Source organism: Brevibacterium sp. FAM 27836 (assembly GCF_051351055.1).
Classification (GTDB): domain Bacteria; phylum Actinomycetota; class Actinomycetes; order Actinomycetales; family Brevibacteriaceae; genus Brevibacterium.
The window spans coordinates 3416872-3430366 of the sequence record NZ_CP195711.1 but is presented as its reverse complement, the minus strand read 5'-3'; the positions used below and the strand labels follow the sequence as shown (position 1 = coordinate 3430366).

At 63.3% G+C, this 13495-nt stretch carries 15 protein-coding genes; 4 read left to right on the top strand and 11 right to left on the bottom strand.

The genetic code is table 11. The annotated features are described in order from the left end of the window. The first annotated feature begins 67 nt into the window (after positions 1-67). On the top strand, positions 68-982 hold the full coding sequence (locus ACSE4D_RS15400; protein ID WP_436326179.1) for a LysR family transcriptional regulator: 915 nt from the start codon (positions 68-70) through the stop codon (positions 980-982). A 164-nt stretch (positions 983-1146) separates the two neighbouring features. On the opposite strand, the gene ACSE4D_RS15395 is transcribed toward ACSE4D_RS15400, so the two are convergent. After that, the gene (locus ACSE4D_RS15395; protein WP_436326178.1) at positions 1147-1806 is read right to left on the bottom strand and encodes a pentapeptide repeat-containing protein; all 660 of its coding nucleotides are present in this window, start codon (positions 1804-1806) and stop codon (positions 1147-1149) included. 159 nt (positions 1807-1965) lie between these two features. Here ACSE4D_RS15395 and ACSE4D_RS15390 point away from each other — a divergent pair, with 159 nt between their 5' ends. Next, on the top strand, positions 1966-2319 hold the full coding sequence (locus tag ACSE4D_RS15390) for an SdpI family protein (protein WP_426937402.1): 354 nt from the start codon (positions 1966-1968) through the stop codon (positions 2317-2319). Positions 2320-2449: 130 nt separating this feature from the next. On the opposite strand, the gene ACSE4D_RS15385 is transcribed toward ACSE4D_RS15390, so the two are convergent. From ACSE4D_RS15385 to infC, 5 genes are all read right to left on the bottom strand, one after another. Then, positions 2450-3286 carry a hypothetical protein gene (locus tag ACSE4D_RS15385; RefSeq protein WP_436326177.1) on the bottom strand — a complete coding sequence of 279 codons (837 nt, stop codon included), beginning with the start codon at positions 3284-3286 and terminating at the stop codon, positions 2450-2452. A gap of 470 nt (positions 3287-3756) precedes the next feature. Further along, positions 3757-4578: a TrmH family RNA methyltransferase gene (locus ACSE4D_RS15380; RefSeq protein ID WP_436326176.1), complete on the bottom strand. Its 822-nt coding sequence runs from the start codon at positions 4576-4578 to the stop codon at positions 3757-3759. 226 nt (positions 4579-4804) lie between these two features. Then, positions 4805-5194 carry a 50S ribosomal protein L20 gene (gene rplT / locus ACSE4D_RS15375; RefSeq protein ID WP_025779787.1) on the bottom strand — a complete coding sequence of 130 codons (390 nt, stop codon included), beginning with the start codon at positions 5192-5194 and terminating at the stop codon, positions 4805-4807. A gap of 128 nt (positions 5195-5322) precedes the next feature. Beyond that, complete coding sequence (gene rpmI, locus ACSE4D_RS15370) at positions 5323-5529, bottom strand: 50S ribosomal protein L35 (RefSeq protein ID WP_135539289.1); 207 nt, start codon at positions 5527-5529, stop codon at positions 5323-5325. Between the two features lie 99 nt (positions 5530-5628). After that, positions 5629-6279 carry a translation initiation factor IF-3 gene (gene infC / locus ACSE4D_RS15365; RefSeq protein WP_425118762.1) on the bottom strand — a complete coding sequence of 217 codons (651 nt, stop codon included), beginning with the start codon at positions 6277-6279 and terminating at the stop codon, positions 5629-5631. Positions 6280-6562: 283 nt separating this feature from the next. Between infC and ACSE4D_RS15360 the strand changes: the two genes are divergently transcribed. Beyond that, entirely contained in the window at positions 6563-6934 is a 372-nt protein-coding gene (locus ACSE4D_RS15360; RefSeq protein WP_426937399.1) for a DUF1844 domain-containing protein, read from the top strand. Between the two features lie 67 nt (positions 6935-7001). Here ACSE4D_RS15360 and ACSE4D_RS15355 read toward each other — a convergent pair whose 3' ends face one another. Continuing rightward, positions 7002-7694 carry a TetR/AcrR family transcriptional regulator gene (locus ACSE4D_RS15355; RefSeq protein WP_135539293.1) on the bottom strand — a complete coding sequence of 231 codons (693 nt, stop codon included), beginning with the start codon at positions 7692-7694 and terminating at the stop codon, positions 7002-7004. A gap of 137 nt (positions 7695-7831) precedes the next feature. Here ACSE4D_RS15355 and ACSE4D_RS15350 point away from each other — a divergent pair, with 137 nt between their 5' ends. Next, a complete protein-coding gene (locus tag ACSE4D_RS15350; protein ID WP_135539295.1) occupies positions 7832-8773 on the top strand; it encodes an NAD(P)H-binding protein in 942 nt (313 codons plus the stop codon). A gap of 17 nt (positions 8774-8790) precedes the next feature. Here the strand turns inward: ACSE4D_RS15350 and ACSE4D_RS15345 are convergent, their stop codons facing one another. The 4 genes from ACSE4D_RS15345 to priA all read right to left on the bottom strand — a co-directional run bounded on the left by ACSE4D_RS15345 (position 8791) and on the right by priA (position 13479). After that, positions 8791-10428: an AbgT family transporter gene (locus ACSE4D_RS15345; RefSeq protein ID WP_425118763.1), complete on the bottom strand. Its 1638-nt coding sequence runs from the start codon at positions 10426-10428 to the stop codon at positions 8791-8793. Positions 10429-10468: 40 nt separating this feature from the next. Then, on the bottom strand, positions 10469-11815 hold the full coding sequence (locus tag ACSE4D_RS15340) for a M20 family metallopeptidase (protein WP_425118764.1): 1347 nt from the start codon (positions 11813-11815) through the stop codon (positions 10469-10471). Between the two features lie 139 nt (positions 11816-11954). Next, on the bottom strand, positions 11955-12737 hold the full coding sequence (locus ACSE4D_RS15335; RefSeq protein WP_425118765.1) for an SseB family protein: 783 nt from the start codon (positions 12735-12737) through the stop codon (positions 11955-11957). Positions 12738-12741: 4 nt separating this feature from the next. Further along, complete coding sequence (gene priA / locus ACSE4D_RS15330) at positions 12742-13479, bottom strand: bifunctional 1-(5-phosphoribosyl)-5-((5-phosphoribosylamino)methylideneamino)imidazole-4-carboxamide isomerase/phosphoribosylanthranilate isomerase PriA (protein WP_135539303.1); 738 nt, start codon at positions 13477-13479, stop codon at positions 12742-12744. Positions 13480-13495 lie beyond the last annotated feature (16 nt).

The following is a 13495-nucleotide window of genomic DNA, read 5'->3' as shown; positions in this document are numbered from 1 at the left end:
CAGTCTGCGATGGGTACTATGAAAGGAAAAGCGGAATTAATCTGAGAACTAATCCGGAAATACGAAGATGCATTCTGATCACGCCCCGAACTATTCACTGAGGCAACTGTCTTATCTCCTCACCGCAGCCCGGCTGGGTACGAACTCGGCCGCGGCGGCGGAACTGCATGTCTCCTCCTCGGCAATCTCCGATTCGATCACCGCGCTCGAACATCAGATGGATGCACAGCTGTGCGTGAGGAGGAAGGCTCAGGGACTGGTGCTCACTGCCGCCGGAAGACAGGTGGCCGCCCGAGCCACGCGCCTGATCTCCGAGGCGAACGAACTCGAGCGTGAACTCAGATCACACGATGGCGAACTGGCCGGTCCGATCACCATCGGTTGCTATCCGACTCTGGCACCGGTGATTCTGCCCGTACTGCTCGACGATTTCGGCAAGCAGCACCCACGAGTAAGTCTCGAAATAGTCGAGACCACACAGGACCGCTTGACCGGAACTCTGGAGTCTGGAGAGATCGACGTTGCTTTTGTCTACGAGACGCTCATTCCGGGGACGCCGAACCACGCGAGACTCTTCGCACAGCCTGCCCATGTGATCCTGGCAGCAGATGATCCCTTCGCTGCTCGAGAGGCCGTGCGTCTGGAGGATCTCGTCGAACGTGACATGATCCTCCTCGACTCTCCTCCTTCGAGCCAACACACGCTGGGAATGTTCCACGACCGAGGTTTGGCGCCGAGGATCCGTCACCGAACGACCAGCTACGAAGTTGTGAGAACACTTGTCGGTCGCGGACTGGGCTACGGCGTCTTGGTTCAGAGGCTGACGAATACTGCCAGTTATGAGGGGTATCCTCTGATCGTCAAGGAGATCAAGCCGGCAGTTGAGCCAGTCGGCGTCGAAGTGATCTGGCCCTCTGACCACGCGTCGCCGAAGCGCGCACAGGCTCTGGTCGAGTTCGCCAAGAACCAGCAATGGACATGATGTAGCAGCTGATGGCTGCAAGACTCGGACGCACGGTCGGCGACCGCCTTCCGGCCCTCGGATGCCCGACGCAATGCTGTTGTACGCTCGCGTGTTCTTTTTGAACCAGGACCGATTCCCGTTCCCGAGCATGGACGACGCGCATCGACGAATACTCACGATGCTCATTCCACGGTGATGCCGAGCTCCCGAGCGAAGAGGTCGGCAAAGAGCATGAGCTGGGTGTCGTCGATCGTCGCTCCGCGCAGCGAGTGCACCCCGGAGATCTTGTGCGGCTGCAGCCCACGGATATCGACACTGCCGAGAGTCGCTCCCTCGCATTGGAAAGCACCGACACTGCTCCCTGGAAACGCGACCCGACTGACTTTGGCGCGGTCAAGGTCGATCTCGTCGATGACGCAGTCCCGGAATTCGACATCGGTGAGCGTGGCCCCGCGCAGGTTGAGATACGAGATGCGACAGTTCTCAAATCGCACCTTCTCCCACACGCTGTCATGAGTCACCCCCGCGCCGATCCGTGTGCCTCGGATCTCCGTGTGCAGAAGGCTGCCTCGTGGCATCGTCCACGTGTCGGCCCGACAGTCGTCGACCCGTGTTCCGGAGAAACGCCCGCCCGTCAGGTTCGCCGGCGCCTCTGCTTGGCCGAAGTTCACTCGCGTCAGTGTGCAGTCGAGGAACGTCGCCTGTGCCGAGTCAACCTCGGTGAGGTCGAGATCGTTGAATTCCATACCTTCGAGGAATTCTTCTGCGCCAAGGTCTCCGAGGTAGCCGGGAGTCAGTGAGCCGAGGGTGATCTTGGGTGCGCGGGGAGGTTCGGTCGTCATGTGCTCACCGTATCTGGCTCGCCGGACACGGGGCGTTCTCACCCGTTCGGCCCACGTTGCAGCTGCGTGACCGATACACTGCAGGAGGAGTGCTCTCAGCATGCGCCGCTTCGAAGCGGCTTCGTTCCAGGAGGTGATCGATAGGTGTTCTACCCTCCGATGATCGGCTATCTGGTCATTGCCGCTGTCTGCGTCCTTATGCAGCTGGGAATCGCTCGGAGAATGATCGGTCGCAATCGGATAATCGGGATTCGGACGAAGCACACTCTCAGTTCAGACGAGTCGTGGGAACGCGGCCAGCAGGCGGCTGCGCCCTATGTCTATGGCGTGGCCGTGGTCGCGATCGGCCACGCGGCGGCTCTGGCCGCTGTGGAAGCATTCGAGCTCCCGCGAACTGTGGGACATCTGCTCGCCCTTTCAGGGTGGATCATCATCCTGGCTTGCTGCGTTTTCATCTGGCGTGCCGCCAATTCAGCGGCAAAGGCCACACCCCCAGAACCTCTCACCCGCTGATTCCGAGCACTCCCGCAGATGCGCACGCTCGCAGTGTCTCGTTCAACAGCTTTTCAGGTTTTCGATACGAGGCACCATCGATAGTCCGAATGGCTGTTGTTCCACGACGCCGAATCGGCCGCTTCCGACATCAGCCGGTGCGAGCGCTGCGCCGCTCGACGCTCTCTTTGATCCTGAGAAAGACGTCCGCAGAGAAAAGGTCCTGCCAGCGAAGGCGAAAAACCGCGTAACCGAGATTCCGCAACTTGTATTCTCGGCGACGTTCCTTCTCCATCTCATCCCGAGGGTTCTTCCCCGGCAAATGGTATTTCCCCTCGCCGTCGAACTCAGCGATGACTCTTGCCTTCTTGTTCGCGAAATCCGTGCGGCCGATGAAACGGCCCTGCTCATCGTAGAACTCCACTTGCGGTTCGAACCCCGGAACCGAATACTCAACAAATCGGACAGCACAGATCGATTCCGACACCGACTCGCGACCGCCATTCATAAGGTGCACTGCGTCAGCGACTCTCCGTGCCAAGGTCCGCGGAGGATGTGCCTCGCAATACCTGATGATGGCTTGTTCCGATGTGAACCCGCGATGCACCGCGGCATCAAGGACTGCCACGGCAAAAGCCAACGGGTAGTCTCGTGCAATGTCAGAGAGAGTCCTCAGCACTGACGTCACCGGAATCCCAGCTACCTCGACGATGTCGGACTCCGCCAAGTCTCGACGCCGAATCAGCATCGTCGCATGGCGCACTCCGTACTTCGGATGAATTGCTTCGGCCATCGGGCTGCTGTCTTTGTCGAGATACGGGATGGGCAACCCGTGGACGATCAACGCGCTGCGATGAGATAAGACGCAGCGGGGCGGCATACGGCCAGCGTAGGATCGGACCAAGATGCGCAAGTCCTCATCCCGCTTCCGCATCCCAGATTCTTCGACTGGAAGATTGACATCCGCCGCTGCGGCAAAAGTTGCCACGTAGCCGTGGTCAGGGTGCCTGCACTCTTTTGACACAACGTAGATCCCGTGGCGCACACGTCGAAGACAGCATCGCAAGGCGTGGGTGATCTGATGCGTTGACCACCCGGCGTCTTGGAGGTCTGCGGTACTCAAGCAGATGAACATGCTCACCAGCATGTGCCGTGCCACAGCAGACAGGCAAGGGCGGCGCAAGGGGCTGTGGACAACCCCTGACTCGTGCGCACAGGGTCAGAAAATCAGCCGCCCTCGTCTCCCAACCTGGCCGAATCCGCGCTTCCTCCCAGGCAAGCTGCGGACGGGACGACCGGACTCGTTCAACCACGAATCAGGTTTTCGATGCTGGCTCGTATCGAAAACCTGATTCGCCGTTGAATGAGGCGCTCAAAACCGTGTGGCCGTTGAGCCAGGCTCAATTATCTGTTTCACAGTGCCGCTGGCTCAGCAAAGATGGCCGCGCCCACGAAACCTCACATCCGTTGGTTGCGCGCACTCTCATAGATGCACACGCCGGCGGCAGTCCCGAGGTTGAGGCTTTCGGCCGAGCCGTAGATCGGCACGGCAACAGACGAATCGCACAGCTCCAGATCCTCGGCACTCATCCCCCATGCTTCGTTGCCGAAGACCCACGTGGTGCGCGCGGTCAGATCCAGCCCTGTGTCCCACGGGTGGTGAAGATCGTGCGCCTCGTCGTTTGCGTCGGCCGCGAGGACCTGCAGGCCGCGGGCTCGCGCAAGTTCAGTGACCTCGGACAGTCCGACTCCGGTGACGACGGGGATGTGGAAAAGAGAGCCGGCAGTTGAACGCACCACCTTGTCGTTATAGGCATCAACGGACGACGATGTCAGCACCACAGCGTCGGCGCCGGCGGCATCGGCCAGGCGGATGATCGTACCGGCGTTGCCCGGGTCGCGGACCTGGGAAAGGACGACGACAAGCTGCGCTTCCTTGTTCAGTACCGAGGTCAGCTCGACATCGAGAGTCTTGCACACGGCGACGACCCCCTGCGAATTCACGGTCGTCGCCAGCTCGGTGAGCACCTCGGGGGTGACGATGCTGCACTGCAGACGCCCATGTTTGGCCGAGGCCATGAACTCGGGATGCTCCTCGGCGGCTTCCTCGGTGATGAACAGCTCGACCACGGAGCCCGCCAGCGCCAATGCCTCACGCACGGCCTGCGGACCCTCGACGAGGAACTGCCCCGTGGCCTTGCGGTCACGACGCTTGAGCAGCTTCGCGGCGTTCTTGATCCGCTTCGACTGCGGCGAGGAGATGACGTCAGGGAGCTTCATGCGTGCGTGGTCCTAAGAGTCGATGGAGGGAGCTGCTGGAATACGAGAACTTTGCCGGGAGGGAGCCAGGCCGGGTCGGTGCCGCGGCCGGCACGAACCGACCTAGAGCGCGAGCGATGGCCCGAACAGACTCGACGGCCCCGAACCATGTCAGTTCGGGGCCGTCGACGGTCACCGAGGTGACCAATCAGTCACGAGTGTGACTGGAGTATTCAGGTGACGCTGCTCAGGCGGCGTCGGTCTTCGCTGCGTTGACGTCAGCAGGAAGAGCGTCCTTGGCGACCTTGACCAGGTGCGCGAAGGTGGCCGAGTCGTTGACGGCGAGCTCAGCGAGCATGCGACGGTCGACCTCGACTCCAGCGGCCTTGAGGCCCTGGATGAAACGGTTGTAGGTCATGCCGTTGGCGCGGGCGCCGGCGTTGATGCGCTGGATCCAGAGGCGACGGAAGTCCCCCTTGCGCTTGCGACGGTCACGGTAGCTGTAGACCAGCGAATGAATGACCTGCTCTTTGGCCTTGCGGTACAGGCGCGAGCGCTGTCCGCGGTAGCCGCTTGCCCGGTCGAGGATGACCCGGCGCTTCTTGTGGGCGTTGACCGCCCTCTTCACACGTGCCACGTGTTACTCCTTTGAAAAGTTCGTATCTTCCGGCGGTGCCGGACTCTGGTTCAAGCTGTGGGAGCCGGTGATCGGCTGCCCGGGGAGATCCCGGAGACTCGTCCGAGAAAGAAGACCCGAAAGGGGTCTCACCTGCCCTTGAGCTTGCCCAGAAGCTTGCGGGCCATGGCGCGGTCTCCACCGGTGATGACCTGGTCGGTGGACACCCGGCGCTTGCGGCCCGAGGACTTGCCCTCGAACTTGTGCTGGTTGTTCACGCCTTCACGCATGATCTTGCCAGTGCCAGTCACGCGCATGCGCTTCTTGGCGCTGCTGTTCGTCTTCTGCTTCGGCATAGTGCCGTTCTCCTTTGCAATTCGTTGTCGGCGGTGGCCGCCGGCAACTACTTCACACGCACAGACCAGGGGGCCTGGAACGCGACGTTACCTGTTTGCTCACGCCTCGGGTTGAGCTGAGTTCTTCTCTGCAGCAACCCGATCGCGACGGGACTTCACCTCAGCGGACTTGCCCTTGGCACCTGCCGATGCCTTGCGAGCCTCCGCCTTGGCGTCAGACTTTGATTTGTGCGGGGCGATGACCATCACCATGTTGCGTCCGTCGACTCGCGGGGAGGATTCGACGGTGCCGAGGTCCGACACATCTTCGGCCAAGCGGTTGAGCAGCTTGATGCCCATTTCCGGGCGGGACTGCTCACGTCCGCGGAACATGATCATGACCTTGACCTTGTCGCCGCCTTCGAGGAAGCGGGTGACGTGGCCCTTCTTCGTCTCGTAATCGTGTTCGTCGATCTTGAGACGGAAGCGGATCTCCTTCAGCGCAGTGTTCGCCTGGTTCTTCCGGGCTTCCCTGGCCTTCTGAGCAGATTCGTACTTGAATTTTCCGTAGTCCATGAGCTTGGCTACGGGTGGCTTCGCCTGCGGGGCTACCTCGACGAGATCGAGATCCGCCTCACGGGCGAGATCGAGTGCCTTGCGAATGGCAACGATACCGACCTGTTCACCATTGGGTCCGACCAACCGGACCTCGGGAACCCGAATCCGGTCATTGATGCGCGTCTCGCTGATGTGTTCACTCCTTTTGCTCAAATGTGGTCGTGGCAACGAAAAAGGCTCCCGTTGACACATGCCAAGGGAGCCTGCACACACGAGCAGTACGGTCAACCGTACGTCTTCGGTGAATACACCTCGATCTGCAACCCATGCGGACAGTCGTCCGCGGGAGAGATCTTTGGACCCGATCGCTCTTCGCGATCAAGGTGGGAGTCAGACTCCGCTTCGCACCAGCTACCAGTGTACTACGCTTCATGACTCTTCGCACATCGAGACCCTGGTGTGATCGCCGCGTTGATTTATATGTCAAGCTTATGGCATGAGTTCTGAAGAATCCGTTCCCGCCGAGGCGGTCGCCGAAGTCACCCGCGATATCGCCGAGGTTCCCGCCGTCGAGGTCATCACCTCCAGCGCCGTCCATCTCATGTCCGCCGCCGCCATCAAGTGCGGCCTCGCCGAAGACGGACCGGACGGCCCCGGGTCCGACCTCAAGGACCTCGATGAGGCCCGTAAGCTCATCACGGCGCTGGCCGGCTTCATCACCGGCGCCGCCACGGTGATCGGCGATCACCACGCCCGCCCGCTGCGCGATGGACTGCGCAGTCTGCAGCTGGCCTTCCGTGAGGCCTCGGAGATTCCCGACGCCCCCGGCGAAGGCCCCGGAGAGAAGTTCACCGGCCCCGTCCGCTGACCCCACTCCCCCGCCAATAGCTGATCCAGCGGCCCTCGATCATCGATCGGGGGCCGCTGTCGCATCCTCACTCGCCGAGGCGGCCGACCACCGCGGACATGAGGTTGTCTTCGACGTCATCGAATCCCGGCCCGAACTGACCGAACCGCAAGGCATTGATGAGCCCGACGATGCCGACCCAGATCGTGACGGTCTCCAGAATGACGGAATCGTCGTAGCCGAGCCCGAGCTCTTCGAACCCTTGTCGCAGCGGCTTGAGCGTCGCGCTCGGTTTCCGCACTTCGACACCCGAGGTGCCCTGCACCTGTCCGGCCCGGCTGGCAACCTCGAAATCATTGCGGGATTCCGCCACCAGGGATGCCAGGGCGACCATGATTCGTGTTCCCGGCACCACGGTCTCTTCCCGTGGGGCCTCATAGTCGGCGATCGGAGTGCCGTAGATGAGCGCCCAGCGGTTCGGATACCTCCGCGCCCAGGCGAGCATCGACAGCGCCAGAGTCTCCACGTTCCGCTGCTCTGCCAGAGCCTCATCGACGGTGTCGGCGATCTGGGTGAAAGCGTCACGGATGAGGATCGTCAGCAGCTCATCGCGGCTCTTCACATAGCGGTAGACCGCGCTCGAGACGACACCGAGCTCGCGGGCGATCGCCCTCAGAGACAGGCCGTCGACCCCGTCTTCGTCGATCATCCGGTTGCCGATGCGTGTGATCTGCGCTTCGGTCTCGACGCGAGCGCGCTGGCGTGGGGTCGTCTCAGTCATGGATCCACTCTACGATCCGAGAACAGAGATAACAATTGTGAGCACTGCTCTTGAATTGAACCGCCTTGAGGTCTACGCTGATTTTTCGAGATCACCGCTCTCTCAATTTGATTCGAGGTCATCGGAAAGGACCCGTCATGAAGCAAGCACTCGTCATCGGCAACGGCCAGATCGGTTCGGAGATCGCCGCCCAACTCATCGGCTCAGGGGTCACCGTGCGCATCGCCACGCGCTCGGGTGGCCGTGCACAGCAGGCCGTGACCGTTGGGGCACCGGCACCCAGTCCCGCTCCCGCGCATATCAGGGCCGACGCCACGGACCGTTCGCAGCTGGCTCAGGCTGCGGAGGGCGTCGATGTGATCTTCGCCTGCGCTCATGCCCCCTATGACAGCCGGAAATGGGAACAGGTCCTCCCGCGGCTGGATCAGGCGGTCCTCGACACCGCCGCCGAACTGAGCATCCCCGTCGTCTTCCCCGAATCGGTATACGCCTTCACCGGCCTCACCCGACCGATCACCGAGACCTCACCCTTCGCTCCTGTCGAAGACAAAGGCCGAATCCGGCAGCGGCTCCTCGAGGCTCGCTCCGCTCATTCTGCGACGTCTGCCAGTGTCATCGCCGGGGATCTGCTCGGCAGAACCGCAGAGAAGTGGTCATCGGTCGTGCGGATGTGCATCACCGAGCCGATCTCCAAGGGGCGCCGCGCCCTGGTCCCGGCACGGACAGATGTCCCTCATGGAATCACCGTCATCGCCGATCACGCGGCCGCAATGATCCAGGCGGCAGAGGATCTGACGACCGTCCCCGCGGGGACGCATCAGCTGCGCATCGCACCGGCCTCGAATCCGACTCTCACTGAGATCGCTGATTTCACCGCGGACGTTCTGGGGCAGAAGCACAAGCGTCCGGTCCCGGTGCCGCGCTGGGTGACCAGGGCCGTCGGTGCGTTCGAACGCTCCTTCTATGAGCTCAACCAGCTGGCCCCCATCTGGTACGAACCCTGCGTCATCGAACCGGGCACCTTGGCCGACGCGGTCCCGATCACCGATTGGCGCGACGGCGTGCGGCAGATGCTGTGAGCACTACCCGGTGCGCCCTAGTTGAGGAAGATCCCATTGCCCGGTCCCAGCGGCAGGTCGAAGAAGTACCAGATGGCCAACAGCGCAGCCCACGCGAGCCAGAACGGGATGACGAATGGGAACATTCGCGAGATCACGGTGCCCAGCCCCGCGCTCGGCTCGTAGCGGCGGACGAGGCCGAGGAGGACGATCATGTACGGGTTGAGCGGGGTGATGACCTGAGTGGCTGAATCTCCGACGCGGAAGCCGGCCTGGATGAACGCGGGTTCGTATCCGAGCAGGGTGAACAGGGGCACGAACACCGCGGCCATGAGAGTCCACATGGATGAGCCGGAGATGATGAACAGGTTGAGCACGCTGGCCAGGAGCATGAAGCCGATGACCGCGGCAAACCCTGTCAGCCCGATCGCCTCGAGCCCCGAGGCACCGGCCACAGCGATCCACGAACCGATGCCCGTCCAATTGAACAGAGCGATGAACTGGCCGAGGATGAACGCAAGGATGAGGAATGACATCATGTCGATAATCGACTGACTCATCATCCTCACCAGATCGTTCATCGACCGCACGGTGCGCACGGCGAATCCGTAGACGACTCCCATGAGCATGAAGTAGGCGAAGACGATGAACACGATCGATGACAGCAGCGGTGACTCCGGCAGGAATCCGCCGTCCTCGTTGCGCCACGGCGAGTTCGGGATGAGCACGGAGAACAGGATCAGCGCGGTCAGCAGCAGCGCTGCGAGAACAGCCCAGATCAGACCCCGCTTCTCCTGCGGTTCGAGTTCGGCCCTGATCTCGGACTCTTCGTCCTCGGCTTCGCCACCGCCTGCGCTCCCGGATTCGCCGTACGGGTTGTCCGCTCGATACTCTTTCGCCAGCCCCTGAGCTCCTGCATTCGCGTATTCGCGGGGGACGCCTCGGCGGATCATGTTCGGTTCGATGAGACGGTCGATGATGAATCCGGCGACGATGGCCAGCACGATCGACGACGCGATGTTGAAGTAGTAGTTCGACACGGGGTTGACGGCCGTGAAGTCGGTGTTCGGCAGGGTGTCCATCACCGAGGTGGTGATGCCGGCGAACAGCGCATCGAGGCTCGTCGGCACGATCGACGTCGAATATCCGGCACCGGTGGCGGCGAATCCGCCGATGAGCCCGGCCATCGGGTGGCGACCGGCGGCTTTGAACACGAGCGCGGCCAAGGGCGGGATGATGATGAACGCAGAGTCGGACATGATCGACCCGGTGACTCCGACGAACCCGACGGCGTAGGGCAGCAGCCAGCGTGGACTCCTGCCGAAGGCGATGCGCACGGCCGCGGCGAGCATTCCCGACTTCTCAGCGACACCGACGGCCAAGAGGATCGGCAGCACGGTGGCCAGCGGCGGGAATCCGAGGTAGTTCTCCCCCATCGTCGTCGTCAGCCACGACAGTCCCTCACCGGTGAACAGTCCTTTGATCGCGATGGTCTCGTCATCGCCGGGGATGGTGACCGAGACCCCGGCCATCGCCATCGCCGTCGAGACCAGCCCGGTGATGATGAACAGACCGAGGAAGAGGGTGAAGGGCTCCGGCAGCTTGTTGCCGACGTTCTCGACCCAGTCCAGCAGTCGCTGCCCGATGCCGACCTTGCCCTGTGTCGTCGTTGACATGGATGCTCTCTTTCTTGCGGTGGTCAGAGTCCTCAGGCGATCAGGCGAAGTAGTTCTCGACGTCGATGGCTCCCCCGTCTCGAGCGAACTCTTCGGCGACTTCGGCGGCCAGGGCATCGTCGACGAGGAAGTCCAGGGCCGTACACGCCAGTCCATAGGCCGCGTCGCTCGCTGCTGACTCTGCGGCCGGGGTCTTCGCGGCTTCGGCGAATTCACGGGTGTGCAGGGCCACCTCGGCGTCGGCGGTCTTGATGAGCGGGTGAATGCCGGGGATCCGGTAGGAGACGTTGCCGAAGTCTGTGGATGCGGCGATCGACTCGTCGAGGACACCGCGGGGAAGCGGAGACCGCCCGCGGGCCTGTTCGTGCTCTGCCCAACGTCGGGTCAGCGCCGAGTTCGCGCGCACGGGCAGCGACGGCGGGTGTTCGTCCCAGGCGACGTCGACTCCGGTGCCGGTCATCAGTGCAGCACCCTGCGCGGCGTCTTCGACCCGGTCCGAGAGCTCCTTGAGCGTTTCTGGGAACTTCGACCGGACGTAGCACTGGACCGTGGCGGCCTCGGTGATGATCGACGGTCGGGTGCCGCCGTCGGTGATCACGGCGTGCAGGCGCGAGATCGGGGGCATCTGCTGCCGCAGCAGGCCGAGTCCCTGGTAGAAGAGGTTCGCCGCGTCGAGGGCGTTGCGGCCCATGAACGGCTGCGCCGAGGCGTGGGCTGCGATGCCGGAGTAGGTGACGGTGAGCAGTCGCCGTCCCAACCACACCTGGTCGGCGCAGTCGTAACCGTAGCCGTGGACCATGATCGCCGCATCGAGACCGTCGAAGGCACCGGCCCGGGCCATGACCTCCTTGCCCGAGTGCCCCTCTTCTGCCGGGGTGCCCAGCAGCACGACGGTGCCCGGCACAGCCTCGGGATCCTTCTCATACAGTGCGTGGAGTGCGAGGAAGGCGCCGACTCCCGCGGTGGCGATGATGTTGTGTCCGCAGGCGTGTCCGATCTCGGGCAGGGCGTCGTATTCGGCGAGGATCGCAATGGTCCGACCCTGCCCGGAACCGGTCGTGGCCCGCAGCGTCGTCTCGACCCCGTACAGTCCCGTCTCGACGTCGATGCCGTGCTTGTCCAGTACCGAGGCGATTGCGGCGACGGATTCGAATTCGACGAAGGCGGTCTCGGCCAGCGTATGGATCGTGTGGAGCAGGTCCTTCAGCTCGCTCTGTGCGGCCTCGAGGCCTGCGGCGATTCCGGTGCGGCTCGTCTCCGGGGCACCGGCGAAGTCCGAGTCCCAGTCGGCGGCCGCTTCGGCCCGAATCCGGGTCTGGTGGGCCATCTGGTCGAGGTAGCTCTCGTCCGGTGCGGTCGGGTGATTGAGATCACGGATTCCACTCATGGCTGTAAGCATAGGTGTCTTGCCGTTGTGGCACACCCGATTCCGTCATTTCCGATCCCGTCATGTCCGAATCCGCCGAGGCGGCACCGCATGATCCGGTGTCCGTCGGGGTCTCGTCGATGCCGGGGTTCGGTGAGTCTCAGGCTTCGATGATGCGGATGGCGAGGGAGTCGATCTTCGCGACGAGCTCCTCATCGGCGGCGACGGTCTCCTGGAACCGGCGCACCTCTTCCTGCGGCACCTCGGATTCGACGCCGAGGGTGATGCCGAGCTCCGGTCCTGCGAAGTGGACGGAGTTGCTGCCGGGGCTGACGCCCAGCCGAGCCAGCCACGGAAACGACTCGGCGATGGCACGCAGACGCCGGGCCACCTCGGCGTCGGCCCAGGACGGGGTCCAGGGCTGGGACTGGACGAAGGCGAACATGGACGGCCGGCGCAGCAGGAACGAGGGCTCGGCTCCCGGGTCGAGGACGACGAGCTGGGATTCGGCCTCGATCGCACCGAGCACGAGCCGTTCGGATTCGATCGGCACGGGACGCGCATCCGGGTGCCAGGCGGTCAGCGGCGGAATGCCGGAGAAGCCGGGCGTGCACTCGCGTCCGTCCTCGGCCTGAAGACGGACCATCGCCATCTCCGAAGAGTTGTCGGCCATGAGCCCGTTCTCTCCGACCTCCTGGTCGACGACCATCGGCACGATCGGGGCGTAGAGCCGGGCCCCGGACAGTGCCGTGACGACCTGCTGGTGTGCGGCGGGTTCCAGGGGCGTTTGTGCGACCTGGTTCAACGCTTCCAGCAGTGCGGTGTCGGCCAGTCCGGAGTCCCCGGAGAACGGGTTGGGTTTGAGCTCCCGCCCGGCCCAGGCCTGTCCGGCCGAGTCCGTGGGCTGATGGGAGTCCTCTGGACCGTGCGAGTGTGTGCTCACCGGCTCACCGTCCTGCGACGTCGAGGGCCTCTTCCAGAGTGAACTTGCCGGCGTAGAGTGCCTTTCCCACGATCGCCGAGTCGACGCCGAAGGGCACGAGCTCACGCAGGGCACGCAGATCGTCGAGGCTGGAGACACCGCCGGAGGCGACGATCGGGGTCTCGGTCTTCTCGGCCAGGGACTTGAGCAGTTCGACGTTGGGGCCCTGCAGGGTGCCGTCCTTGCGGACATCGGTGACGACGTAGCGAGAGCAGCCGGCCGCTTCGAGGGTCTCCAGAACTTCGTAGAGGTCTCCGCCGTCCTGCGTCCAGCCGCGGGCGGCCAGCGTCGTGCCGCGGACGTCGAGTCCGATGGCGACCTGGTCGCCGAAGCGGGAGATCATCTCAGCCGTCCACTCCGGGTTCTCCAGTGCCGCGGTGCCGATGTTCACGCGTTCGGCGCCGGTGTCGAGTGCGCGCTCGAGGCTTTCGGTGTCGCGGATTCCGCCGGAGAGTTCGACCTTGATCCCCACGGCCTTGACGACCTGGTTGAGCAGGTCCGAGTTCGAACCGCGGCCGAAGGCGGCATCGAGGTCGACGAGGTGGATCCACTCGGCTCCCCTGCTCTCGAAGTCCTGAGCCGCGTCGATGGGTGAACCGTAGTCGGTTTCGGTGCCGGCTTCACCCTGGACGAGCCGGACGGCTTTGCCGTCGGCGACGTCGACTGCGGGAAGGAGGACGAGCTTGTTCGGGGTCTCTGTCATTGTGACCTTTCTGCGA